Source organism: Microcoleus sp. B13-B6, assembly GCF_036705405.1.
GTDB lineage: Bacteria > Cyanobacteriota > Cyanobacteriia > Cyanobacteriales > Microcoleaceae > Microcoleus.
Genome location: NZ_JAUBUJ010000041.1, coordinates 42,520 through 68,115 on the forward strand (window position 1 = coordinate 42,520; position 25,596 = coordinate 68,115).

A 25,596-nucleotide genomic window follows, 5' to 3' on the forward strand; every position below is an offset into this window, starting at 1 on the left:
ACAAATGTCCCATTAACTTTTAACAGCCATACCCCCAATCAATTTTTCTACCTTAGAGCCTTCTACAGGCTTCGAGAAAAAGTATCCCTGTCCGTAGACGCACTTCATAGATTTTAGCTGAGCTATTTGCCAGCTCGTTTCTACTCCTGTGGCAATCATGCCCATACCTAACTCTTGAGTTATGGCAATAATTTTGTGAAAAATTTCTAAGTTGGGGTTGCTAGCATCCAGGCCGGTGACTAGAGAGCAATCTAGCTTCAAACTGTCGAATTTCCCATACTTCAGCCGCGTCAATTGGTAGAGCTGAGTTAATGATACATCACTAAGACCACAGTGGTCGATTTGTACTTGCACCCCTAAAGTTTTAAGTTTGAGAAAAACAGACCCAGCCAACTCGGAATTTTCCGTCACAACATACTCAGGAATTTCTAACCTCAAACTCTGAGCATCGAGATTTGTTTCTTTCAATATTTTGGCAATCGTCTCAATTAAGTCAGCTTGGAAAAACTGTTTGCTAGTCAGATTCACGCTGACTGTTAAAGGAGCGTTAAGACGAAATTGCGACTGCCAAATCCGCATCTGGCTGCAAGCTTGCCCCAGTACCCACTCGCCAATAGGAACAATCAAGCCAGTTTCTTCTGCCGCTGGTAGGAATTCGTCTGGCCAAAGCAAACCTCGATTCGGGTGCTGCCAGCGCAACAGCGCTTCAAAACTATTAATCTTATTAGTTTCCAGGCAGACGATCGGCTGATAGTGAATCCGAAACTCCTCATTTGCCAGAGCCACACGCAAATCATTCTCTAACTGAATAGATGCTGCACTGCTAATCTTTGCCACAGGGGTTGTTTTTTGGGCTGTAGTGGCGTCCAAATTGGCGGTTGAATACCCTGGTACGTACTCAGGCACTAACTGCTGTAACATTGAGACTATTAAAGTGGTATCATTGCGATCGCCTGCTTGACAAAGGGCTTCTACTTCCTGGTCAATATTTTCTTTCACTAGGCGGCTGGCATTGCCGAGACTCAGAATTTTTTCGTGTTTAGTGCGGTTGTATTTCTCGCCCGGAATAAACAGTTCTTCAAACAATTTTTCTCCCGGCCGCAGCCCTGTAAACGCGATTTCTATGTCTTTGCCCACTTCATATCCTGAGAGCTGAATCAAATCTTTTGCTAAATCAAAAATTCTGACTGGTTCCCCCATCTCCAGCATGAATACTTCCCCGCCCTTGCCGATGACTGCTGCCTGCAAAACCAGTTGAACTGCCTCGGGAATGGTCATGAAATAGCGAGTGATATCTGGATGGGTAATTGTGATCGGCCCGCCCTCAGCAATTTGTCGCTTGAAAGTAGGTACGACGCTACCGCGGCTGCCCAGAACATTACCGAAACGCACCACTACAAAGGGGTTTTTGCTTTTTTTGGCTGCTTGCAGCACCAGCATTTCGGCAACTCTTTTGCTAGCTCCCATAATGCTCGTTGGATTCACCGCTTTGTCGGTGGAAATCATCACAAATTGTTGCACATTGTATTTCAATGCCAGATCCAGCAGATTTTTCGTCCCCCGCACGTTGTTAGTAATCGCTTCCGGCGGGTTTAATTCCATCATGGGTACGTGTTTGTGAGCGGCCGCATGAAAAATGATGTCTGGTCTCATTGTTAGAAAAACGTACTCTAAGCGCTCGCGAAAGCGAATATCGGCCATAAAGGCTGTCACGCGAGTAATATCTGTTGGGATTTTGCTGGTTTTTTTGAGTTCTGACAGGACTTTTCCTAATTCTTGTTGAATGTTGAATACAGAATTTTCTCCGTGTCCGACGATGATGATTTCCGCAGGAGCGCACTTTAATATTTGCCGACAAAGTTCGCTGCCGATGGAGCCACCCGCACCGGTAATTAGAACTTTCTTGCCTCCAATCAATCCCAAGACTTTCTCAACATCGGTTTGAATGGGTTCGCGGCGGAGCAAGTCCTCAATCTGTACTTCTCTGAGGCTACCTAAACTGACACGACCGTTGATGATTTCATTGAGGCCGGGGAGCGTGCTGGTTGGAATCCCAATTGACTGACAAATTTCTACGATTTCCCTAATCTCTTTTCCCGGAGCTGAGGGGATGGCAATCATAACTTTGTCGATATTTAGCGATCGAACTACCTCCGGAATGTTACAGCGATTGCCGACTACAGTCAGTCTGCCAATCTGCTTGGAGATTTTTTTGCGGTCGTCGTCTATGAAAGCGATTGGCTCTAGTCCTACCTCTGGGCTCCTCTGCATCGTTTGCATCAGAGATGTGCCTGCACTGCCCGCACCGACTATCAGGACGCGCTCGCGTTGCTGAACTTTCCACGATTTTTGGTTCCATCTTTCCAGGGCTGGAATGCTGAAACGAATCGCCGCCACTAACAAAAAGCTGATCATAGTGTCTAGTAGCGGCAGCGATCGTGGCAGATTTGCGATCGGCGAATTATTTAGCTGGTAGAGTTCTTGGAACAAGATAATTTCCCCTGCTAGGGATATACCTATCAGCATCGTTATTTGTGCCATTTCTTCCAGGCCCGCATACCGCCAGTAACGCTTGTAGAAGCCGCCGGCATAAAATACTAGAAGTTTGACTGCTACAAATAATACTGTAACTACCGCTAGGCTCTGTAAGTAGGGAGTCAGATCCAATATGCCATCTAAACGAATTTCCAAGGCCAGTAACGGTGCGATCGCAAAACAAATTGCATCGATTATCAAAAAATGACGGGTTCTTAATCCCACCAACACTTTGCTAATTTTTTTTCTGATCATATTCTTCCGACGCTATTAGACAACAACTTTACCGTAAGTAGATCGAGTACCTAATGTTGAGGTAGTTTTTTATACCACCCTCTCCCCTGATATTAATCAACCTTTTAATCGTCGGGCCTCACTCAAGTGATATTATGGTTAAGGAGAGATTATCAAGAAGATGTCCCGTCTCTTAATTTCATTTTAGAGAGGATTTTTTCAGCTAAAATTTATAGATGCCACCTTATTGCTGCGTCTATCTTCTCCTACTACTGGTTCGATCGCTCAGAACTTTACAATTATTTACATAATTTCAACCAAAAATATTTCTCTAGGGGGATGGCAAACAATATATGTGTTAAAACCATGACAATGCTTGACTTAAGTGATACAGTGGATATCCTCAATAATGAGTTTAAAAGCCTAGGGCGTGTTTTCTTGCCTCGTTGTATCCTCGAAAATAGGCGTGCTCCGGCAGGGAGTCTTGAGGAACCCTTGGAGACTTAAGTACGGAACAGTGGGATTAGTTAAAACCGCTACTACCACCGCTCCAACCCAAAACCGGTAAGCCTGCGCCACGACCATCGACAAGTTGTCAATGGCATTATGTCGATACTCACAACCGGGACTCCGTGGTGAGACCCGCCAAAACGTTATAGTAAGTGGGTTCAGGGTGGCAACACGGTTTTATCGGTGGCAAAAAGCCGATCAAAGGAAATAAGTCTTATAAGGCCTACAAGCCGATACGGACCAACTCCGAAAGCTAGACTATCCGGTTCATTACGTCGATCGAACCGTGATTCGTACCCGCCAACTCTCGGCTATGGTGGAAAAAAGAAGGCGAATCACAGGAAAAACTAGGTCGTTCTCGTGGTGGTTTTAGTACCCAAATACACATACGTTAAAGTGAGGGTAAAGGTAAACCTATAACTTTTATTCTGAGTCGCTTGTCAACGTAACAAGTCAATTTTTTTAGAACCATTGATGGAACAAGGAGCAGTAAGCGCATTCTGGTGCAGGTCCTCCGCGTCAACCCCCTGAAAGATTCGTAGGAGACAAAGGTGCTGGCACGTCGTCGCATCCTTCGCGATCTACGTCGGCGAGGTATCCGTTTTACCATCCCACGACTTTCAAATGAACTGCGTCGCGATCCTTTTATCCGTGAAATCTACCGTCAACGCAATATAGTTGAATCTGCTATCAACCGACTCAAGCAATGGAGACGTATTGCTACCCGATATGAGAAATTGGCTGGAAATTATACAGCCATGATTACGCTCGCCTTTGTCTGTTGTGGTTATAGTTTAAAAACACGCCCTAGGGTGTTAGAGTTTACAAAAAATCATTTTTCTGGAGTAACAGATGGAATCAACTGAAAGTGGTATCGGATTTCCGGAATACTGGCAGATTCTGAAGCGCAGGTGGCTGCCAGCCTTAGCTGTATGTGCCTCGGTTGTTGCACTCACCACCTACGGCACGCTGAAGGAAAAAGCAGTTTATGAAGCAGAAGGAAAGCTGTTGTTTAAGAAAACAACTGCTGGCTCTGCTTTAACAGAATTGGGAAAAGAAATCGGACAGTTGACTCCGGCGGCGGAGCAAAGTAACCCTCTGACTACCGAAATAGAACTGATTCGTTCTGTCGAAAATATCGAAAAAACTATCAAGAGACTCCAGATCAAAGACGAAAAAAATAATCAACTAAAAACACAAGATTTTTTAAAAAAGCTGACAGTAGCTACTATTCGGGGAGCTGATATCCTAACGGTTTCATACAAACACCAAAACCCAAAAATAGCAGCCGATGTCGTAAAAACCATGATGAATTTTTATATAGATAACAATCAAAAAGTGAATCGCCTAGAAGCTGTGTCTGTGCGACAGTTTATTGAAAAGAAACTGCCTAATTCCGACCAAGCTATGCGGAAAGCAGCGGCAGAATTGAGCAAATTTAAAGAAGAGAATAAAGTTGTAAATCTTGAAGAAGAAGCTAAATCAGCAGTGGCAGTTATGGCGGGACTAGAAAGTCAAATCGACCAAGCTAAGTCTGATTTGCTCAAGGCCCGTGCTCAGTCTAAAGCATTTGAAGACGAATTACAAATGAATCCCCAGCAAGCATTGACCGCCAGCACCCTCAGCCAATCTAGCACTGTGCAGGAAGCTCTCAAAGAATACAAACAAATAGAGCGGCAGTTAGCAATTGAGCAAAATCGCTACCAGGACAATTCGCCTATAATCACTAGGTTAGAAACTAAGAAAGCTACGATGAAAGCTTTACTAGACCAACAAATACAACAAGTTTTAGGGGGGCAACAGCCCTTGCAAAATCAAAGTTTACAGATAGGAGAGGTGAAACCCAAACTGATCGAAGAATTTATCAAGGTAGATGTAGAACGCCAGGGTTTGGCTGAGCGAGTTACTATTCTATCAAATGCTCTAGCTGGCTACAAGCAGCGGGTAAAAGTTTTGCCTAAGCTAGAGAAGGAAAAGCGGGAACTAGAAAGAAAACTCCAAGAAGCCGAAGCTGATTATCAGGAATTGCAAAAAAAACTCCAGGAAATTCGGATTACTGAAAATCAGCAAGTGGGGAATGCTCGGATTATCCAAAAGCCGAGTGTTCCGGAGGAACCAGTCCGTTCTCGCAAGTCTTTATTGCTGGTAGCTGGCGGCTTGTTGGGAACTCTGCTGGGTATAGCTGCGGCGCTGCTTTTAGAATCTCAAGATAAGTCTGTCAAAACTATTGAAGAGGCGAGGGAATTATTTGGGTTTACTTTGTTGGGGGTGATTCCTTTCCATAGAAAGTCTGAAAAAAATCCTCGGCGCAATTCCTGGCGACTTAAGTCTGCTTCGCAGGATTTAGAACAATCTCCCCGACAGATTGTTGTGAGAGATACTCCTCATACTTCGAGCAGTGCTGCTTACCGAATGCTTCAGGCAAATCTGAGGTTCCTGAGTTCTGATAAAGAGCTGAAAGTGATTGTTGTCAGTAGTTCGCTACCGCAAGAAGGCAAGTCTACTGTATCCGCTAATTTGGCTGTAGCTATAGCTCAATTAGGACGGAAGGTTTTGCTGGTAGATGCGGATATGCACTGTCCTGTTCAACATCGGATTTGGGAACTTCCCAATCAAGTAGGTTTGAGCAATGTGATAGTTGGACAAGCTGGGTTTGGCGATGCGATCGCCCAAGTCATGGATAATTTAGATGTGCTCACTTGCGGGGTAATTCCGCCTAATCCAATGGCTCTCTTGGATTCACAGCGGATCACTTTATTGATTAAGCAATTTTCGGCTACTTATGATGCAGTGATTATTGATGCTCCTTCTCTGAATGTTGCTGCTGATGCTCTGATTCTCGGGAATAAAGCAGATGGGATTTTATTGGTTGTGCGACCTGGAGTTCTTCATTCTGGTACTGTGGCTTTTGCGAAGGAGCTATTGAAGAAATCAAGCCAACACGTTCTGGGCTTAGTGGTAAATGGAGTAAGTCCTAAAAACGAACCGCACAGCCATTACTATTTTACCAATGAATCTTACGCTCAAGAGCAGAGTCCTGGCATCAATAAAATAACGAATAACCAGTAACCAATAACAAAAGTTAACAGTTAACTGTTGACTTTTGTTATTGGCAGCCGCACTCCGAAAGTCGAGCCGAGTCCTTCCCCAGGACTTTCGGCCCAGACACTGCCACCGTGGAGTTCCACGAGATGACGGACGATCGCCAATCCCAGTCCCAGCCCGCCGTAATTGCGTGTAGAAGTGCTGTCAGCTTGGCGGAAGCGATCGAACACAAACGGCAAAAACTCCTTGCTGATGCCAATTCCCGTATCTCTGACAACGATCGAAACAGAGTGAACCGGAGACGGCCCAGACAAGATGGCGCCACCCGCTGTTCCCGGTTCCCCATCCTCCGAGAGCGTGATTTCCACGCGACCCGACGGCGGCGTAAACTTAATAGCATTCGAGAGCAAATTAGACACCACCTGCTGCAAACGAGTAGCATCGCCCCTCACCGAGCTCACCCCTTCGCCACAAAAACTCACCAATTCAATTCCCCTAGCTTCAGCCTCAAGGCTCAGCGCCTTCACCGCCGTTTCTACAATCCGTGCCAAATCCACCGGGAACAGCTTCAAACACACTTTGCCGCTGACAATCCGGGAAACGTCGAGCAAATCCTCAATCATCTGAGTCTGCAACCGCGCGTTTCGCTCAATAGTCTCCAAACCGACAGCCGTTTTTTCAGCACTCATCTGGCGCTGCCGCAGCATCTGCGCCCAACCCAAAATCGCGTTCAGAGGCGTCCGCAACTCGTGAGAAAGCGTTCCCAAAAACTGGTCTTTAATTCGGTTGGCCTCCGCTGCTTCCCGGTAAAGCCGCGCATTGTCGATCGCCACCGCCGCATCCCGCGCCAAATCCTCCAGCAAAACTAAATCGCTCTCCCTGCAGCGGCGGCCCGACTCCCCGCACAGCAACGAAATCGCTCCCAGCGTCCGCCCGCGAGCGATCAGTGGCACGCAGATTGCCGACAGCACCTGGGAGTGGGCTCGCAGCACCAACTGCAGTTCCCTGTCGGGCACAACCGCCTCGATCACCCATTCCGGTATTTCGGCGTAAAGCTTCGACTCCCCAGTCCGCAGCACCTTTGCTACTCCGTGCCGTCCCTGGGGGTCTAGCGGCATACGCCGATCGATTTGCCACAGCAGAGCGACTTTGCTCGGATCTGAATGAGCAACTGCGTGCAAGCGGATCGAGCCGTCGGCCTCGACCAAATGCACGCAGCACCAATCCCCCAGCGCCGGTACTGTTAAATCTGCCAAACCTTGCAGCGCCTCCTCGTAATCCAGGGAAGCCGACGACAGCACAGCCAAAGCTTGAGCGCGAAAATAGGCTGTTTGGGTCGCTCGCTGGCGATCGTCAATATCCGTACAAGTCCCGAACCACTTGATAATTTTCCCCTCAGCATCCCGCACGGGCAATGCCCTGCCCAGATGCCAGCGGTAAGCCCCGTCAGATGCCCGTTTAAAGCGGTATTCCACCTCGTAAGTCCTCCCCGTCTCCACGGAGGTATTCCAGCGTTCTAGGCAGTTTTCCACGTCATCTGGATGCAAAACTGGCTGCCACCCCCAGCCTTGAGTTTCCTCCAGCGTCAAGCCGGTATATTCAAACCAGCGCTGGTTGTAGTAGTCGAGCCAGCCGTCGGGTCTGGCAGTCCAAACTATTTGCGGGATGGCTTCAGCGAGGACGCGGTACAACTGTTCGCTGGCTTCGGCGTGGCGACGGGCGGCCTGTTCCCGCGCCAATGCCCAATTCCGCTGTTCTTCGGCCTCTTTGCGAGCGGTGATGTCGCTAATCACGCCGATCCATTTGCAGGGATTACCTTGTTTGTCAAGCACTGCTTTGCCCCGATCGATCCAATGGAGCAAGCCACCCCCCTGGCACTGAACGCGGTATTCCTGAAAAAATGGGGCGGCAGAACTGTCTGGGGCACTCAAATACCGATCGACTGCGGCTAAAACTCGATCGCGGTCGATCGGGTGCAAGATACTGTTCCAAGCTGCTCTTGTCCTCGGAAATCCGCCTTTTGCGTACTCCAAATGTTCGTCAACGTGACCGAACCACAGCACGATCCCGGTTTCGATATCCCATTCGTAAATTAAATCACTGGCACTTTCTGCAGCAATCCGAAACCGCTCTTCAGACTGTCGCAGCACTTCCAGAAATTTAAAGCGTTCCGTCACGTCCAAAACCAGAGACAGCACCGATACCAACTGTCCCGAATCGCTGTAAAAAGCCGAATTGTACCATTCGCAGTGTACCAACGAACCCGACTTATTATAATTGCTGTTGCGAACTACATTGCAGCGATTTTCTGGTTTTTTTAAACTATAAATTGCCGATTCTACCTCTGATAAATCGCCCTTTGAAATAAAGTCCCAGTCGCTAAAATGCTTGCCTAAAACTTCTATCTTTTCCCATCCAAAAATCTTCTGTGCCGCCGGCGACCACCCGCTGAGACGAAAGTTTTCATCCCACTCAATCACCGCTAGGGGCGTATTTTCAAAATGAGAAGTGAGTTTTTGCAGCGCCTCGCGCAGGGATGCTTCTACTTGCTTTCGCCCAGTAATATCGCTAAAAGAAATAGCAATGCCGTCTCCCAATTTAACGGTCATAATCCGAAACCAGGCGACAATGCCTTCGTTGTTATAATAAATCTCGGTATCGAGGGGAATTCCTGTTTCTACAACTTGCACGTAACTGTCGAATAAATTGTTATCTTTATGGCCCGGCAGCACTTGCAGCAATCGCTTGCCGATTAATTCTTCAGGAGTACGGTGTTGCATTTTGGCCGCTGCGGGATTGACGTATTCCCATTCAAAATCCACAATTGTGGATTCGTCGCGGATGCTGCGGAATACGTTAAATCCGTCTAGAGATAATTCCTGAAAAACGCGGAAGCGTTCTTCGCTTTCTTGCAGCTTGCCTACAGTGTCAAGCAGGAGATCCTCGACTCGCTCGCGCTGCGTTATTTCTGCAAGCAATTGCTGGTTAATTTGCTGGAGTTCGGTTGTGAGGGAGGGGAGGGAATTTTTAATAGCAGAGTCGGCTTGCAGTCGATCGACCTTTTGGGTTCCCAGCGCCGTATTTCCTGGTGAAAAGGCTGCCCCAGCCAAAGCCAACACTTGAGGAACCCAGGGTATCAGGGATGCTACAGCCCACAAAGAGATGATAGCGGTTAAGGCTGCGATCGAACTTGACAGCCAGTAGCTGGGATGCACCAGCATCCAAACTTGCATCAAGTGAGTTGTCCCGCCGCAGAAAAACCAGGCTCCCAATAGGAGAAAGCCCTTGCTCAAAGGCACGTCTCGCTGCTTCCGGGCATAGTATGTCAGAAGTGCTGGAATTGAATAATAAGCCAAGGCAATTAACACATCGCTGACGGCGTGCAGTCCCATCAACTGGGGTTGCCACTGGCAACAGCCATCTTGGGGAATAAAATTGTGGTTAAATGACATAATCTTAATAAATGCTTAATAAATGGCAGCATTTCGGCTTTCCTGTGCGATCGATCCTAGTTGCACTTGTGTTGCTGACCCGCTAATTTCTAGTTTATACACAAAAAAACCTAAAACAAGAGTAACTTTAGTCTGGGGAGCAAAGTTCACAGTAGGTTTTAACCTGCCTACAATATTCGTACATTTATTGAGAGGTTTAGGGAGAGTCAGATACTATAATTCCCAAGGAGGTACGAAATTCAATGCTATATTTTGAATTCACAACTTACTAAAAAACAGAGCAATCGAGCGCACTTGAGGAAGGGATTACTAAAGTGCCGTTCATTGAAACGGTTTAGCTAGAAGCTTGCAATATTCGATAAATTCATCTTTATGGAATCTATTTTTTGAGAAGTTTGCCGATTCAGAAATCCCTTCAACATAATAGGAGAATCGACCTCTACTTGGAGGCTCAGAAATCCTGCCGGAGCAGATTGATGCTTGGAGCGTAGCATCCCCGCCTCTGGCCCCGGAATCAAAACTAATCTGTACCTGTATCAAAGTCTACTAAATTCTGCTACTAAATCGGTTAATGTCACAGATTATCTTCCAGTAAAATTTCTGAAACCATCTCGAATTAAACATCCATGCGCTTAGAGCAGCTTCAAGCATTTCTTTCAGTTGCTGAAACTGGTAGCTTTCAGCAAGCGGCCCGGAAGTGTGGCGTTACCCAATCGACTATTAGCCGCCAAGTGCAGGGATTAGAAGCGGAAGTGGGTTTGTCGCTGTTTCACCGCACGGCCCACGCGAAACTGACTGTGGGAGGGGAATGCCTACTGCCTCACGCTCGCAAAATCTGTCAGACTTGGCAAAATGCTGCTGAAGAATTGGGAGACTTACGGGCGGGAAAGCAGCCGGAACTTTGCGTGGCTGCGATTCACTCGGTTTGCGCTGCTTATTTGCCACCTGTGCTGCAAAAGTTTTGCCGCGACTATCCAGACGTACAATTGCGGGTGACTGCCCTCGGTAGCGATCGAGCTCTGAAAGTCCTCAAAGATGGTTTGGTGGACATAGCGGTGGTGATGAACAACCGCTATTTTACTCAAGCCCCGGAAATGTTGGTTGAGGTGCTCTACAATGAGCCGATCGAGGTGTTGATGGCGGCGGGTCATCCCCTGGCCCAGTACGATCGAGTACCTTGGCCGGAATTGATTTGTTACCCGCAAGTGGTGTTTAAGGACGGGTACGGAATGCAGCGGATGGTGCAAGAACAATTTGGACGCATCGGTGCTAAACTTCATGCTGTTTTGGAACTCAACACTCTTGATGCTTTTCGGGGTGTGGTGCGACAGGGAGAGTTGATTGCTTTACTGCCGCATTCAGCTTTGGTGGACGCCAAGGGCGATCGCACTTTAGCAATTCGGTCGATCGCCCCAGATCGGTCAAATTCCAAGGTTTCGACGATCGGTCAATTGGCAGCAGAGCCCACTTGGACTCGCGAAGTGGTGTTGGTGACAACTCACGATCGAATGCAAATTCCGCCGATCGCCCATTTCTGGAATCTGGTACGCGAATTTGTGCCGCCATGTGATGTAATCAAGCTAGAAAAATCAGGGAGTTAATACCATTTTAGATTTTAGATTTTAGATTTTAGATTGGGAATGACTGATGAAATAATGGTTTGGATATTTCCAACAATTGCCTTCTTTTTGGGAACTGGTATAATTCGATAATTTTGAATTGAATTTTGGGAATTTTAAATTTAAAACGGTTCAAATATTACCAATTACTAACTACCAATTACTAACTACCAACTACCCATTACTAACTTCACAAGTTATGAGTGACGCATTTAGAGAATTGCTGCGAAAAATTGGCAGCGGAGTACACACAGGAGACAACTTAACTCGCTCCGAAGCAGCAGCAGCCACGCGGATGATGCTGCTGGGAGAAGCAACACCGGCTCAAATCGGAGCTTTTATGATTTCCCACCGCATTAAACGGCCCACTGGGGAAGAATTAGCCGGAATGCTCGATGCTTATGAACAATTGGGGCCCCTTCTTGCCCCCCCAAACCGAGAAAAAGGGTTTTCCGTCTCTACCGTCGCCGTGTTTGGCGTTGCTTACGACGGGCGATCGCGCACGGCTCCAATTAGCCCAATAACCGCCCTAATTTTAGCCGCATCTGGCGTCCCAACCATCATGCACGGGGGCGATACCATGCCAACCAAGGAAGGCATCCCCCTGATGGAAATTTGGCGCGGTTTGGGAGTGAATTGGGGAAAACTGAGTTTAGAAAAAGTCCAGCAAGTTTTTGACAATACGGGTTTGGGTTTTGTTTATCTTCCCAAGCATTTTCCTCAAGCCGCCGCTTTAGTTCCCTACCGCCGCGAAATTGGTAAACGGCCACCTTTTTCGACAATGGAGTTGATGTGGTGTCCCTGTGCTGGCGACGTTAACGTTATATCGGGTTATGTCCACCCGCCGACAGAAGGTATGTTTCAAAAAGCCTTTGAGCTGCGGGGAATCAAAAATTATACCACCGTCAAGGGATTGGAGGGAAGCTGCGATTTGCCGCGCGATCGTACTGCGATTATCGGCATTGCTAAGCCGGACGCTGAGTTTGAACGAGTGCTTTTAGCCCACGGAGATTACGGTTTTAGCAGCACAAATCCGGCCTTGGAATCAACCTCTGAGTTATTAAAACAAATGCAGGAAGTGTTGCTGGGAAAACCCTCGGAATTGATGCAGTCAGCTATCTGGAACGGCGGCTTTTATCTGTGGCGCAGCGGAGTTTGTTTGGATATGAGTTCGGGTTTAATTGAGGCAGAAACTTTATTGAGTAGCGGTCAAGTCGTGCAAAAACTTGAGGAAGTTAGCCAAGCCGTTAGTGTTTTGAGTTTAGAATGACAGTTGACAGTTGACAGTTGACAGTTAACTACTGACTACTGACTACTAGACATCTCCAATAATTGTGGAACAGGCATCTTGCCTGTTCAAAACAGACAATTCTTGCGATAACTAATGACTAATGACTAATGACTAATGACTAATGACTAATGACTAATGACCAATCATAAAATTGCCGTAATTGTGCTTGCAGGCGGTCAAAGTTCGCGGATGGGTAGGGATAAAGCTCTACTGGAAATAGAGGGGAAATCCCTCTTGCAGCGGGCGTTGGAAGTTGCCGCAGTTGTAACCCCCGAAGTTTATGTTCTGACTGCTTGGCCCGATCGCTATCGATCGACCTTAACCGAAACATCCCAATTTCTGGTAGAGTACAATCCGGGCTCCGGGCCCTTGGTTGCATTGACTCAGGGATTGAAAGAAATAGCCGCCGAGTGGATTTTACTGTTAGCTTGCGATTTGCCTTTGTTGGATGCCCAGATTATTCTGAAGTGGGCGAGTCAGTTAACAGAATTTCCCCCATCAACTTTAGCAGTTGTGCCTTATCAAAATTCGCGCTGGGAGCCTTTGTGTGGCTTCTACCGCCAAAAAGCTCTGCCCAGCTTGCAAAGTTTTATTGACAAAGGGGGACGTTCCTTTCAAGTGTGGTTAAATCAAATCTCCGCAATCCCTCTACCTGTAGGGGAACGAGAAGCAGTAATGTTATCGAATTGCAATACATTAGAAGAGTTTGAGCAATTAAAAGGTAAAATGGTTAACGGTTGACAGTTGACAGTTGACAGTTGACAGTTGACAGTTGACAGTTGACAGTTGACAGTTGACAGTTGACAGTTGACAGTTGACTGACTAATGACTAATGACTACTGACTAATGACTACTGACTACTGACTACTGACTACTGACTACTGACTAATTACTAATGATTAACCAATATTGGTTGCTCGATCGCGATATAACTTTCCTCAATCACGGCTCTTTTGGGGCTTGTCCGATTCCCGTACTCGAAGCGCAAACCGCTTTTCGGGAACAACTGGAAAGAGAACCTTTGCGCTTTTTAATGCGGGAATTTGAACCATTGTTGGATAATGCCAGAAATCAGTTAGCAGCATTTATTGGTGCGGCTGACGAGGACTTGGCGTTTGTGCCGAATGCGACGACGGGAGTAAATGCTGTTTTGCGATCGCTCTGTTTTTCTCCGGGCGACGAATTGCTCACTACAAATCAGGAATACAACGCTTGCCGGAACACACTTAATTTTGTAGCCGAGCGTACAGGCGCTAAAGTAATAGTAGCAGAAGTCCCCTTTCCCATTGAGTCACCCGACCAAATTATTGAAGCAATAATTAAGTGCGTTTCACCGCAAACAAAGTTAGCTTTATTAGACCACGTTGTGAGTCAAACTGGTTTAATCTTTCCCATCAAACAGTTAGTGGGCGAGTTAGCTAACCGTGGCGTGGATGTATTGGTAGACGGAGCTCACGCGCCGGGAATGGTAGCACTGAATTTAGATGAAATTGGCGCGGCTTATTATACGGGAAATTGCCACAAGTGGCTGTGCGCGCCGAAAGGTGCGGGCTTTCTGTACGTGCGGCGCGACAAGCAAGATGCCATTCGGCCAACTACAATCAGTCACGGTGCTAATTCGCCGCGCGCTGATAAATCGCGCTTTCAATTAGAATTTGACTGGATGGGAACAGTCGATCCGAGTCCCTATTTGTGCGTACCTGTGGCTATTGATTTTATGGGTTCTTTGTTGAGTGGCGGCTGGCCGGAATTGAGGGCAAAGAATCATGCTTTAGCATTGGCGGGGAGAAAAATATTGGCGGACAAATTAGATTTGCCGCTGCCTTGTCCTGATGAAATGGTGGGTTCGATGGCTGTTGTGCCACTGGCAGACGGCCAGTCTGATGAGGTTGCAAAGGGAGGAATTCCACCTTTGCAAGAGGCGCTGTGGGAGATTTTTAAAATTGAAGTTCCGGTGATTCCTTGGCCGGATGCTAGTAAGCAGTTGGTGAGGATTTCGGCTCAGTTATACAATACTTTGCCGCAGTATCAATATTTGGCTAAGGCGCTGGTTGAGCTGACGAGAATTTGAGTAGGAGCTTCCCGAAAATAAACATAACACCCAACTACAAACCTTTAAATGTTTGTAGTTAGGGTGTCCGTCCTCATAGTTTGGGAGAATACAGACTATTCGTCATTACTACAAAGGTAATAAGGGTTATAAAACTAGGCACAATTAAAAGAAAACATCCTGCAATAAATCACCCTTAAGCGTCTTTGATTTTGCTACCATTTACCGAAACTAAAAAAACTAAAAAAACAGCTCTAAAGCCCGAACTGCCTAGACTTCACCAATCCGCCCAACCCAAACAAAGTTTGTAAATAACCCGCAAGATTTCCTAAGTTAAAACAGGGTTGTCAAATCGGATAGTGAACAATTTCCGCGCCACAGAATATAATGCAATACGCTTGGGTTAAAACTGTTTATTCCTCGGAGATTCCTTGCAGCATCCCCCTGGTTGTTGGGGAGTAGGGGTTGACTTTGAGCAAGTTCTTGTTCCCCCCTTTTTAAGGGGGGTTAGGGGGGATCGGCCTTAACTAAACGGTATTAGAATATAATGTATCCAAACTTGCATTTTTGCAGACAAAACAAAGGAAATGAAAAGAGGAAAATACCATGTCCAATGCCATGATGGTAATTTACCCCTATCGCGAACAGTACACCTGGGTTTTTGACGACGAGCGAGTCGGACTTGTCCGAGAACCATTTGTTCAGGGCGTCCCCGAAATGATTAACGCGCTTGTCGCAGACATTCCCAATGCCGCTCAAGGTTTCCGACTTTTATTTTCAGCCAATCCATTTCCCGGATATCAAGCAGAAATGCTGTGGTTGAAAGCAGAATACGGCGGTAACTGGTATCGGTGGGAATCGAAAAATCTCGAAGGCTGGCTGTGTCCGGCTATGTTGAAATACTTTTCCGAAGCACCGCCCAAGTTTTACTGCAAAGCTGAAAAACTGCAATAACCAACAGCAAGTCAATGAAAAACTTGTCAATTTTTAAAAGAGACTTTGTTACACCAGTCGTTCAAACATCTCGAAAAAAGCCTAAATTCTTCCTCTATATAGTGGGGCTATTTTTCTTAGTTTTCACAGCCGCCATCTCGGCAACATTGGGGGCAATTACTGCCCTGTTAGCTCCCGTGGAACCGCCAATTATCAATAGAGTATTAGAGGCGACTGGCTTTGACTATCTATCCTCCAACCGCTCAGGATACCGCCTCTCGCGGCCAGTTAATATCTTGATATTGGGAATTGACCGCGTGCCGGAAGCTGCAGCCAATGGCCCTAAGATATTTAACGGTCGCAGCGATACAATACTCTTATTGCACCTCGATCCTAGAGATAAATCTATTAGTTTGCTTTCAGTCCCGCGAGATACTAAAGTCGAAGTTCCCGGAATTAGCTTCAGCAAAATTAGCGAAGCCAATGCTAGAGGAGGAGCAGCTTTGGCGACGCGATTGGTTAGCAGTATGCTGAACAATACGACAATTGAACGATACGTGCGAGTCAGCAGCAATGCGTTTCGGGAATTAGTCGATTTGTTAGGCGGAGTTGAGGTATTTGTACCTCGCCCAATGTCCTATACAGATACCGCCCAAAAGTTAAAAATAAACTTAGGTCAGGGATGGCAAACTCTCAACGGAGAACAAGCAGAACAATTTGCTCGATTTCGCAACGACGGTTTAGGAGATATCGGCCGCATTCAGCGGCAGCAATCTTTAATTCAAGCTATTCGCGATCGCCTCGCAAGTCCATCAGTATTGGTACGCTTGCCACAAATTGTTCGATTGATGCAAAAATATGTGGATACAAACCTAAGTTATGAGGAAATATTGACGCTGGCCAATTTCGGTTTGCAATTGGAGCGAGATAATTTTAAAATGGTAATGTTGCCTGGACGATCGAGTTCAGAAACAGGGGATTTGAGGAGTTATTGGATTGTAGATGCGATCGGGCGCGATCGCATTATGACACAATACTTGAACCTGGGCGTGCCGGATTTTCAACAAGGACGAATTCGCAATCCCAGCGACTCCCTGTTGCCCAAAAACCTCAAAATAGCTGTCCAAAATGCTTCTAGCAAACCGACAACCGCAAAAACCGTTGCTGAATTTCTCCGAAAAAAGGGCTTTTTTAATGTATCTGTAGTGCAGGATTCGCCCCAGAAGCAGCGTCAAAGTCAAATTATTGTTCAGCAAGGAGATTTAGAGGCAGCCAATCTACTGCGAAAAGAGTTAGGCGGCGGTAAAATTGAAGCATCTTCTACGGGTGAAATCAATTCTGACTTGACGCTTCGCGTCGGCGAAGATTGGGTAAAACGATTTTAATTAGTCATTAGTCATTAGTCATTAGTCATTAGTCATTAGTCATTAGTCAGCAGTCAACAGTCAACAGTCAACAGTCAACAGTCAACTATGCCCAATTCCCCATTCCCATCATCATGAAAAGTGTTTTCCGAATTTTCCTGAGCCTGGTTTTAAGTTTAGTGTTGGCTGTTGGGTGGGTGCTGCTGAGTGCTACTCCGGCATTTGCCTTGCCGAAAACAAGTATTAATTACACAAATATTAATTTGTCCGATCGCGATTTTTCCAACTCGGATTTAGCGGGCGGAACATTTGTCGCTGCTGAAATGCGGGGAACAAATTTTCAAGGTGCTGATTTAACTAATGCGATTTTGACTAAGGGAGTTTTGCTGAATGCCAACTTGTCAGGTGCCAACCTCTCCGGTGCTTTGGCAGATAGAGTTACATTCGACGGCGCTAATTTGATGAATGCTAATTTTACCGAGGCAATTATGACTCGAACTCGGTTTTTTGATGCTGCAATTTCCGGCGCTGATTTTACTGACGCGATTATCGACGCTTATCAAGTGAGTATCCTGTGCGAGAAAGCAGATGGGGTCAATCCCGTGACGGGAGTTTCTACCCGCGAAAGTTTGGGATGTCCGTAGAAATTTACAAGTAAAAAAAATCCTGAGTAATTGTTTGATTAGATGCACCTGTAGCGAGGTAAAATACACAAATTAAAGCCCCTCTCCTGCAAGGCGAGGGGTTTGAGGAAATTTCCAAGTATCGGCTCTATCGAGCGCTACAAATGTCTGTGCTGGCAGTACCAACTACCAAATCGGAATTCAACAGCAAATCTAAATCGGTGTCGGGATTAACAGCATACAAATCGACTTTATCTCTACCCAAAAATACCCCGATCAAAGTCCCGATTCCCGCACCGCCGAGCACCTCTTCTGTCGCGATCGCCCGATCGCCCGTAACACCTGCAATCGCCGCCGCTGCTGCTGCACCCAAGGCCGTATTCTTAACCAGATTACCAACATTAACGCCCTTGGTAACAGTTTCTTTCCTAGTAATCAGTTGCGAAGTGGCATTGAGAGGCACTCTGCTGCCGTTGAGTATACTTAATTCTTGAGCCACAAACTGAACGCCCGAAGCAGTCGATCGCAATTCGCCACTAATTTTCGAGCCTTCGGGTATCAGCACTTGACCATTATTGCCCGTGATATCCGCAGCTACAGTCAGCGTAATTGGAGACTTGTCATTGGGGCCGAGCAAAATCTTGCCTTTTGCATACTCGATTGGGATAGTCACCCCCCTGGGAATTTGCACAGCAACAGACTCGCTAACATCAATCTTGGCAATGTAAGGAGAATTAATTGCTCTTGCTTGATTGGTACTGACTAATGTTTGATAGATAAAAGCAGCTACTTCAGCTCGTGTTGCTGACTTGTTCGGTTTGAGAGATTTAGGATTGGGATAGCTGACAACTAACTGTTTTTCAGTAGCAGCAGCAACGCTTTTGACAGCATAACTTTGAATCTCACCCGCATCATTATAGTAACTGAGAACATCTTGAAAATCGCACCTAGGCTCATAGCCCATTCCGTTATTTAAAGCGACTACAACTTGAACGCGAGGAATCTGCTGTGTCGGCCTAAAAACATTGCCGGGATAGCCAGACATCCATCCCATTTCGTAAGCTTCGGCGATCGCCCCGCTTGCCCAAAAATTAGACGGAACATCGGCAAACCTTACAGCAGCGCGGGTTTTTTCCTTTTTCACAGAACGCACCATTGCCGCGAATTCAGCCCGCGTTACCGGTGCATCCGGGCGAAAACTACCATCGGGAAATCCTTTGATAATTCCTCTTTCGGACAAATCTTGAATAAAGTCTTTTGCCCAGTAGTTATTATTAACATCCGAAAAAGCTGTCTGAGCAAAAGCAGGCGCGGGAGCTAGCATCGGCGCTGCGGTTCCGGCAACGGTTCCCAGTGTTAATAAAACAGATGTACCAGATTTAATGCGATGTAATACAGACATTTTTTGATTCTCCAATTTACACAAGCTTTTTATTGAGGAAAAGTAAGCTTTTGATAGGCTGATTTATTTCTGCCCAACTAGCTTTCCCCTCAGTTATGTAATCATTGTTGAATATTTTAATTTTTTGAGGAGGGAAGATACGGTCTTTTAAAATAAATATTTTGATGCTTCTTTGGGAATTTTAAAATGCTTAAATTCTTTAAAATCCTTATGTTGCTTATCTCCCTTATCTACCTTGTCTCTGCAATAAACAGGATTTAGGGACCAATACTCCGGACAGTTTTTGAGACAGAGGCTGAAACCCTCATTCTACCGTTAGCATTTGACCTCCCTGAGAAGGCTGAAACTCGCATTCTGCCGTTAGTGATTAAAAACTGTCCGGACTATTGTTTCTGATACCACAGATTACCCCGCAGTTCCCAACAATCGAGCGCTGCCTTGTAAGCAGGGGATACCCTTTGCATTTGCTCATTCGTAACAAGTTAAGCTTGTATGGCAGTTGTCAAGAGGGTTTGAGAAGATGTATCAAAGAAATATTGGTCCAGGCATCGCTCGCCCAATTATTTGTCAATTCTATCGTTCGATCGTACCAACGCTCGCCATCGATCGTGCGCTCCCCGACGCTGCCGTGCGCTGGCGGTGCAACTATTATCTCGCGCCCGCCATTATTATCTTGCGTCCACCATTATTATCGATCGTCCGTCACTGTTATCGATCGCAGTGCCACGCCAATCGAGACCACAACTTATTAATAATGATAATCGCTGTTGGTGGGAGAGTCCGCTTACGGCGGACTCTCCCACCCTTACCCCTTATTGGATTATCATTATTATTTAATTATATTTCTGCCTAAAGGAGTATTGACAAAATCTAGTCGCTTTTAAGTTTTTGCCAATGGCCCTTGCTTAAGTCAGCCTTTGGGTCTATACTGGTTATCATAAGTAACCACAAAAAATTAATTACATAAAGACTCGTTGCTAGGCAAGGGTTTCAGTAGAAATATTGTGTAATTAATTCGGAACTACTACTTAGTCACTGCAACTACTGTATTAAACTATGCCATCTCTATCTTCTTCTCTATTTTCTTCTCTCAAAAATCTTTTTTCTGCACCTGCCGTCACTTCAACTCCTGCCCACGTTGCACGGAAGAAAACCTGGAAATTATTGAGCTGCTTAGCGCTGGGAGCGACTCCCGCCGCCTTAGCGAGTAGCCTATTCTCGTCGCCGGTACTGGCGCAGAGCGCCAACGCCAACGTACCTGTGAGGGTGCAAGTTCCTAAGGTGCTTCAACTAACGACGTTTGGTGACATTGCTCTCACTTTTACTGCTTCTGAGTTGTTCGGTGCTAGCAATGCATCAGGGGGATTACTCGTTCAAGGAGGAACGACAACTGGAAGTACCCCTTTAACGACCACTTCACTTGCAGGTATTGCTTCAGTCGCTGTACCAATTAGCCAGCTTTATACTATTTTGACGAATTCCTCGGCCGGAGCTAATATTACCGTTGCTGTCACAACAGGTACATTGACCAATACAGTAACTGGATCCGATACTATGACCATGACGGTCACATCTGGTGGTACAGCGACTACTCCAACAACTGGGCTAGGTGCCCCCAACGCATACCAAGGAACTGCGACTCTCAACTTCAACTTAACAAACGCTAAATCATCCGGATTATATAATGGCGGGTCAATAACAATTACAGCTACCAATCAGTAGTGCTTTATCAAAGTAAGCTGCACTGGGATGCCGGGATAATAACCAGCTTATTTGTAGAAAGCTTTTATAGCAGCAATATAGGTGCTAACTGTACCTATATTGCTCTATTTTATATTCACAGCTTCAACAACTATAGGTAGACAATTAATTAAAGGCGAGAAAAGCTCTGGCTAGTTTGAGATTAAAGATGGCAAATATACTCTAACACTGAAGCTGGAAAAACTCCTCCCATGCCTAAAGGCGATGGGAACACTGTTTTGGAGAAATTTTATGAAAAGCCTCAAATCACTAAATGTGAAAGGGCAAACTTGTCTGGCTACAATGTTTGCATTTGCCTGCTTTCAAGCAACTGCTCTGGCTGTTCCCCCATCCGCTCGACAAGATGAAGGTTATCAGTTATTAGTTAGGCCAACATTAGTCTTACCACCGATTAGCCCATCAGAATTTTTATTAAGTCCAACCGTTCAGCAATTTTCTACGAGAGAGCAAATACTGAGTGCTGCTCCTCAAATTAACTCTCAGTTAATTCGCTCGCTTCCTTCTCTTTGGCAAATGCGCGTACCCGCAAATCGGCCGCTACAATCTGTCTCTGTTAGCTATGACTTAATCGCAGGAAACGGGCGCAGCAATTCCCTCAGCAATCCCGAACATCCCAACTCGGAAATTAAGGTAACATTGCAGCCTTTGCCGCCGATTCGAGTATCCCGCGAAAATAATTTTGATATTATCGAGGGAGGAGTGGAGTTTAGATTGAACTTAGAGCGAGCTGAAGTTGCAGGAGCATACCAAGGAACTTTAAGAGTTACGGTACAATTTCCTTAAAAACTACAAACTACTAGAGAAAATGCACTATTTGAATAAAAAATTGTTCTGGGCAATAGCTACAGTATTGGGAGCGATCGCGATTGGTAGCGATCTCGGAATTGCTGGCAATTTTGCCGTGAGTCCGCCCCGGTTAGAGTTGCAGATTGACTCTTCAGGGAAAAACGAATCTATTCGGTTAATAAATAGTGATTCCCAACCGCTTGAAATTCAAGTCTCCACCTCTAACTGGGTGCAAGATGAAAACAATCAAGTACAAATTGTTGATTCTACAGAGAAATCCCTCGATCGCTGGCTGTTAATTAATCCATTGCGCTTTACAATTCCTCCCGGAAAAGCGCAAACAGTCCGCATTGCAGTGCGCCCCCGCGTCAAACCAGAAGAGGGGGAACACCGAGCCATGATTTTCTTTGAGGAAGTTCCCTCTGCTAAGAATAAATCGAGTGCTGCGATCGTTGTTGGTCGATTGGGAGTCGCAGTCTACGGCTATGCCGGTAATATTAAAAGAATTGGTGTCTTAAATTCTGTGCAAGTGGAAGATAAAGGTAATCCAGTTACAGCTATTTTTGATATATCCAGTCAAGGAAATTCTCACATTCGGATGGCGGGAGAGTATGCAATTTGGTCGGCTGAAAAATATCCGGGCGCGGCCGCAACAAAACCCATCCCCAATGTCGCCACAAAAGATGTAAAATTACCCGATGGAGTCTGGGAAGCAAGCGGTTTACCAACGCTCCCAATTTTGCCCAACAACCGCCGCAAACTTCCCCTGAACACCACCAAAAAGCTTCCTCCCGGCAAGTACGTTTTGGATATTAACGGCGATCTGAGCGGCACGCCGATAGATGAGGGAATTCCTTTTACTATTGCTCCTAGCGCCCAATAGCTAAGGATTGACAATTGAAAGCTTGTGTTTTTATTCGCTAGATTTCAACTTTAGCGAATAAATTCCCTTGCCAAATTTTATTAATAAAGGCTAGCAAGGACTCTATATGTTATCCCTAATTCTCTCTCTGACGCCTCCTATTTTATTTCAGAAATCAGAGGCGATTAATACTGTCAAGCAGCTAGAAAAATTTTCAAATTCGCAGCAGCAACCTGCCACCTTTAACAGCAATAACAGCTTATTGGTACAGGGAAATGCCCCTAGTAATGAAGTTAAGATACTGCCCGAGACGTTATTAGTAGGGGTCGTTATTCGAGGCAAAGAAGTCGGCAATCTAGAAGTTTTAAGAAATGAGAATACCTTTCTCATTCCTCTAGATGATTTTGCTAAATTAACTGGGATAACTGTAAAAATTTCTGCTAACGGCAGCATCGAAATTAGCACGCCTTTAGGCACGACGAAACTAGAGCCGAGCGATTACCAAACTATTAACGGCCTCATTTACCTGACCGATACGCTCATTGCAGAAAAATTAGCCACACCGATTGAGTTCGATGCTTCAGAAGTTGCTCTGATGATCGATTTACCTTGGCAGCCGAATGCTAGGTCAGCTTCGCAGCAAACCGAGCTTAAAGCTGAGGTACGCCCTCCCCAAACCAGCTTTTCCACTGTGAGAGAAAACCTGGATTTTTCTCAAAATGGTAATAGCAGTTCTCTGCTCAGTTCTACAGTCTTGGGAGGGCGGCTTTGGGGTGGAAGTTGGCGCATCCGTGCAGATAACAATTTTCAGGATCAACAAACACTCACTGAATACTTTTGGTATAAGCGGGAAGGCGAAGTTCGCTATCAAGTAGGCAGACAGCAGATTGGACTGCATCCCCTGCTGTCAAATCTGGATATGACAGGGGCACAAATCGCCTATACCAACCTCCCATCTGGACGTTTTTATGACACCAGTCAGGGAACTGAACTTTTGCCTAGGCGAGCGGCACCACTGCGGACATTTCGGGGCCAAGCTCCTCCTGGGAGTTTTGTGCAACTGCGAGTTGATGGTACTGTTGTTGCCCAGCAACAGGTCGGGCTGAATGGAGAATACCAATTTTTAAATGTTAATTTATCTGCTACAGTCAACGAAATCGATTTTTTAATTTATAATCGGAATAATTTTAATTCCCCTGCTGAAATCCGTCAGCTAAGAATCGGTACTTCCGATCTATTGCTGCCCGCAGGTAGGTTTGTTCACTTGGCTGGGGCGGGGGTTAGTGGTAACTTGTTCGATAAGCTGAATATAGGCAGAGTCAATTCTGAACCAGCCAGTCAGCCAACTGCTTTTTATCAGTTTAGGCAAGGCTTATCTGATAATTTTACAGTGGAAACTGGGGTGCAAAATGCGCCGGATAGTCGTAACGAAGGCGGTTCTAGATTGCAAGCAGAAGCAGGTTTTATTTGGCAAGTTGCTAACCCGCTCACTTTAGCTGCTTCTGTGGGCACCTCGAAGGGAAAAACAGCGTACACTTCAGAGTTACAGGCTCAGCTTCCGTCCTGGCAGTTCTTCGCCACCTCTCAATTTTTTCCAGCCAGCTACCTGTCTAGCAATCAAGAAAGGAGCCGATTTGACCACAGTGCGAACCTCAGTTATAGAGTAAGCGATCGCTTGACTTTGGGCTTAATTGCCCGCAGTCGCCAGGATGAAACAAATTCTGCTCAATACCTGGCACCCGTTTTTAACTGGCGTCCTATGCAAAGCCTTTATTTAAGTGGCAGGCCCGATCTAGATGGTCGTTATGTATTGGATGCGTTCTACCAGCTTAATAACGCCGTTAGGCTGTCTGCCAATGTCACGGGCGATCGCAAACTGGTAGATGTTGCTTATAGTTTGAGTTTACAAGATCAACTCTCCTTAAGTGCGGAATTTGGCGGGAATCTTTCCACTCGCTACCGTGCGATTTATAGTTATACTCCTTTCAGCCTTAATCGCCTCAGTTATCGCTTAGGCGTTGTCACTGATGAAACTGGAGCAGTAAGGCCGATTATTGGTGCGAGTTTGCCTGTATTTTCTGGTGTACTGCTTCGGGCTGAGTATCAAGGTTTGCCCGGTAGAAGTTCATTTCAAAGCTTTAACGATCAACAATTAATTGTGAGTTTAGTTGCAGGTTTTACTGTTGATCAAGGCAGATTTATTCCAGCTCAAAATAGTGCTATCGGTCAAAACCGGGGTCAAATTACTGGTCGCATTCAGATCGAAGGGGGGAGCAATTTGCCTGGTTTAAAATTAGAGGGTGTTGAAATTGAGGTCAGTCGCGATAATCTCCTTACGCGCACTAAAACTGATTCCCAAGGGAATTTTTTGATCGGCAATTTACCTGAAGGTGTTTATCTTGTTGAATTAGACCCAGAGCAATTACCTTTTGCCTTAGTTCCTGTGAAAACAACTTATACCGCCGAGGTTGCGGCTGGTGCGATTACCAGTTTATATTTTACGGTCAGGCCAGAATTTGGGTTAGCAGGACGAGTTCTGGATGCAAATGGCAAATCGGTTGCAGGTATCAAAGTTGAGTTGCTCAATGCCACAGGCGAAGTTATCAAAACTACTGCCACCGATCAGTTTGGCTTGTATCGGATTGATGGTGTCCCCATCGGCCGTTATACACTAAGGATAGCACCTCAAAATTTACCAGATTCCTCCTTAAGTTTACCCACGCGAACGTTAGAAATACGTGATGATTTTTTATTTGATCAAGACCTGCAATTGCCTAATTCTGGAGGTGGCAGTTCCATTCGTAACCAGTGAGAGTTATTAAATGAGTCCATCTATAAACAATAGTCCGCACACTTTTTATATAGCCCAATGGCTTATTCTCGCTTGACTTCGCAGCCCCTGTGGATAATTAAATCAATGTCAGCTCCACCCCAGACTTGCATTTAATTCGACTTTTTTATGATCCTTGCCCCGCGTAAGCTTGTAATATCGTTCCAAAAACTGTCTGGAGTATTGAGGGACAAAGCCGTTTGATATTAGTTAACTATATTAAGGATCGCGAATTAAATAACTTACAATTTTAATTGTTATTGTGGGATGGGCGTCCCGCCCGTCCTTTTTGGACGGGC

At 45.9% G+C, this 25,596-nt stretch carries 16 protein-coding genes; 13 read left to right on the plus strand and 3 right to left on the minus strand.

Annotation, left to right across the window (positions count from 1 at the left end; all coding sequences use genetic code 11):
- Positions 1-12: 12 nt before the first annotated feature.
- Positions 13-2,790: a polysaccharide biosynthesis protein gene (locus tag QUB35_RS19245; protein WP_333143379.1), complete on the minus strand. Its 2,778-nt coding sequence runs from the start codon at positions 2,788-2,790 to the stop codon at positions 13-15.
- A gap of 1,040 nt (positions 2,791-3,830) precedes the next feature.
- Between QUB35_RS19245 and QUB35_RS19250 the strand changes: the two genes are divergently transcribed.
- Positions 3,831-4,145: a transposase gene (locus QUB35_RS19250; RefSeq protein ID WP_333143380.1), complete on the plus strand. Its 315-nt coding sequence runs from the start codon at positions 3,831-3,833 to the stop codon at positions 4,143-4,145.
- Positions 4,132-6,348: a polysaccharide biosynthesis tyrosine autokinase gene (locus QUB35_RS19255; protein WP_333143381.1), complete on the plus strand. Its 2,217-nt coding sequence runs from the start codon at positions 4,132-4,134 to the stop codon at positions 6,346-6,348. The genes QUB35_RS19250 and QUB35_RS19255 overlap by 14 nt, the downstream gene beginning before the upstream one ends.
- Positions 6,349-6,368: 20 nt before the next feature.
- Here the strand turns inward: QUB35_RS19255 and QUB35_RS19260 are convergent, their stop codons facing one another.
- The gene (locus QUB35_RS19260; protein WP_333143382.1) at positions 6,369-9,776 is read right to left on the minus strand and encodes a PAS domain S-box protein; all 3,408 of its coding nucleotides are present in this window, start codon (positions 9,774-9,776) and stop codon (positions 6,369-6,371) included.
- Positions 9,777-10,402: 626 nt separating this feature from the next.
- On the opposite strand from QUB35_RS19260, the gene QUB35_RS19265 reads away from it, so the two are divergent.
- From QUB35_RS19265 to QUB35_RS19295, 7 genes are all read left to right on the plus strand, one after another.
- The gene (locus QUB35_RS19265; protein WP_333143383.1) at positions 10,403-11,377 is read left to right on the plus strand and encodes a LysR family transcriptional regulator; all 975 of its coding nucleotides are present in this window, start codon (positions 10,403-10,405) and stop codon (positions 11,375-11,377) included.
- A 217-nt stretch (positions 11,378-11,594) separates the two neighbouring features.
- A complete protein-coding gene (locus tag QUB35_RS19270; RefSeq protein ID WP_333143384.1) occupies positions 11,595-12,665 on the plus strand; it encodes an anthranilate phosphoribosyltransferase family protein in 1,071 nt (356 codons plus the stop codon).
- 156 nt (positions 12,666-12,821) lie between these two features.
- Positions 12,822-13,427 carry a molybdenum cofactor guanylyltransferase gene (locus QUB35_RS19275; RefSeq protein WP_333143385.1) on the plus strand — a complete coding sequence of 202 codons (606 nt, stop codon included), beginning with the start codon at positions 12,822-12,824 and terminating at the stop codon, positions 13,425-13,427.
- Positions 13,428-13,581: 154 nt separating this feature from the next.
- Positions 13,582-14,757, plus strand: a complete 1,176-nt coding sequence (locus tag QUB35_RS19280; protein WP_333143386.1) for an aminotransferase class V-fold PLP-dependent enzyme — start codon at positions 13,582-13,584, stop codon at positions 14,755-14,757.
- Between the two features lie 585 nt (positions 14,758-15,342).
- Positions 15,343-15,690 carry a DUF6717 family protein gene (locus QUB35_RS19285; protein ID WP_333143387.1) on the plus strand — a complete coding sequence of 116 codons (348 nt, stop codon included), beginning with the start codon at positions 15,343-15,345 and terminating at the stop codon, positions 15,688-15,690.
- 14 nt (positions 15,691-15,704) lie between these two features.
- Complete coding sequence (locus QUB35_RS19290) at positions 15,705-17,054, plus strand: LCP family protein (protein WP_333143388.1); 1,350 nt, start codon at positions 15,705-15,707, stop codon at positions 17,052-17,054.
- A gap of 113 nt (positions 17,055-17,167) precedes the next feature.
- Complete coding sequence (locus QUB35_RS19295; RefSeq protein WP_333143389.1) at positions 17,168-17,677, plus strand: pentapeptide repeat-containing protein; 510 nt, start codon at positions 17,168-17,170, stop codon at positions 17,675-17,677.
- A 127-nt stretch (positions 17,678-17,804) separates the two neighbouring features.
- Here the strand turns inward: QUB35_RS19295 and QUB35_RS19300 are convergent, their stop codons facing one another.
- Entirely contained in the window at positions 17,805-19,058 is a 1,254-nt protein-coding gene (locus QUB35_RS19300; RefSeq protein WP_333143390.1) for an S-layer homology domain-containing protein, read from the minus strand.
- Between the two features lie 1,056 nt (positions 19,059-20,114).
- Here QUB35_RS19300 and QUB35_RS19305 point away from each other — a divergent pair.
- The 4 genes from QUB35_RS19305 (at position 20,115) to QUB35_RS19320 (ending at position 25,279) form a co-directional block, all read left to right on the plus strand.
- On the plus strand, positions 20,115-20,780 hold the full coding sequence (locus QUB35_RS19305) for a hypothetical protein (RefSeq protein ID WP_333143391.1): 666 nt from the start codon (positions 20,115-20,117) through the stop codon (positions 20,778-20,780).
- Between the two features lie 270 nt (positions 20,781-21,050).
- Positions 21,051-21,602, plus strand: a complete 552-nt coding sequence (locus QUB35_RS19310; protein ID WP_333143392.1) for a hypothetical protein — start codon at positions 21,051-21,053, stop codon at positions 21,600-21,602.
- 22 nt (positions 21,603-21,624) lie between these two features.
- Entirely contained in the window at positions 21,625-22,488 is an 864-nt protein-coding gene (locus QUB35_RS19315; RefSeq protein ID WP_333143393.1) for a fimbria/pilus periplasmic chaperone, read from the plus strand.
- 106 nt (positions 22,489-22,594) lie between these two features.
- Complete coding sequence (locus QUB35_RS19320; protein WP_333143394.1) at positions 22,595-25,279, plus strand: carboxypeptidase-like regulatory domain-containing protein; 2,685 nt, start codon at positions 22,595-22,597, stop codon at positions 25,277-25,279.
- Positions 25,280-25,596: the final 317 nt, after the last annotated feature.

Bases quoted from the DNA above. Each gene is read 5' to 3' on its own strand.
- QUB35_RS19245 (WP_333143379.1), bottom strand. From the start codon at position 2,790: ATGATCAGAAAAAAAATTAGCAAAGTGTTGGTGGGATTAAGAACCCGT.
- QUB35_RS19255 (WP_333143381.1), top strand. From the start codon at position 4,132: ATGGAATCAACTGAAAGTGGTATCGGATTTCCGGAATACTGGCAGATT.
- QUB35_RS19260 (WP_333143382.1), bottom strand. From the start codon at position 9,776: ATGTCATTTAACCACAATTTTATTCCCCAAGATGGCTGTTGCCAGTGG.
- QUB35_RS19265 (WP_333143383.1), top strand. From the start codon at position 10,403: ATGCGCTTAGAGCAGCTTCAAGCATTTCTTTCAGTTGCTGAAACTGGT.
- QUB35_RS19270 (WP_333143384.1), top strand. From the start codon at position 11,595: ATGAGTGACGCATTTAGAGAATTGCTGCGAAAAATTGGCAGCGGAGTA.
- QUB35_RS19275 (WP_333143385.1), top strand. From the start codon at position 12,822: ATGACCAATCATAAAATTGCCGTAATTGTGCTTGCAGGCGGTCAAAGT.
- QUB35_RS19280 (WP_333143386.1), top strand. From the start codon at position 13,582: ATGATTAACCAATATTGGTTGCTCGATCGCGATATAACTTTCCTCAAT.
- QUB35_RS19285 (WP_333143387.1), top strand. From the start codon at position 15,343: ATGTCCAATGCCATGATGGTAATTTACCCCTATCGCGAACAGTACACC.
- QUB35_RS19290 (WP_333143388.1), top strand. From the start codon at position 15,705: ATGAAAAACTTGTCAATTTTTAAAAGAGACTTTGTTACACCAGTCGTT.
- QUB35_RS19295 (WP_333143389.1), top strand. From the start codon at position 17,168: ATGAAAAGTGTTTTCCGAATTTTCCTGAGCCTGGTTTTAAGTTTAGTG.
- QUB35_RS19300 (WP_333143390.1), bottom strand. From the start codon at position 19,058: ATGTCTGTATTACATCGCATTAAATCTGGTACATCTGTTTTATTAACA.
- QUB35_RS19305 (WP_333143391.1), top strand. From the start codon at position 20,115: ATGCCATCTCTATCTTCTTCTCTATTTTCTTCTCTCAAAAATCTTTTT.
- QUB35_RS19310 (WP_333143392.1), top strand. From the start codon at position 21,051: ATGAAAAGCCTCAAATCACTAAATGTGAAAGGGCAAACTTGTCTGGCT.
- QUB35_RS19315 (WP_333143393.1), top strand. From the start codon at position 21,625: ATGCACTATTTGAATAAAAAATTGTTCTGGGCAATAGCTACAGTATTG.
- QUB35_RS19320 (WP_333143394.1), top strand. From the start codon at position 22,595: ATGTTATCCCTAATTCTCTCTCTGACGCCTCCTATTTTATTTCAGAAA.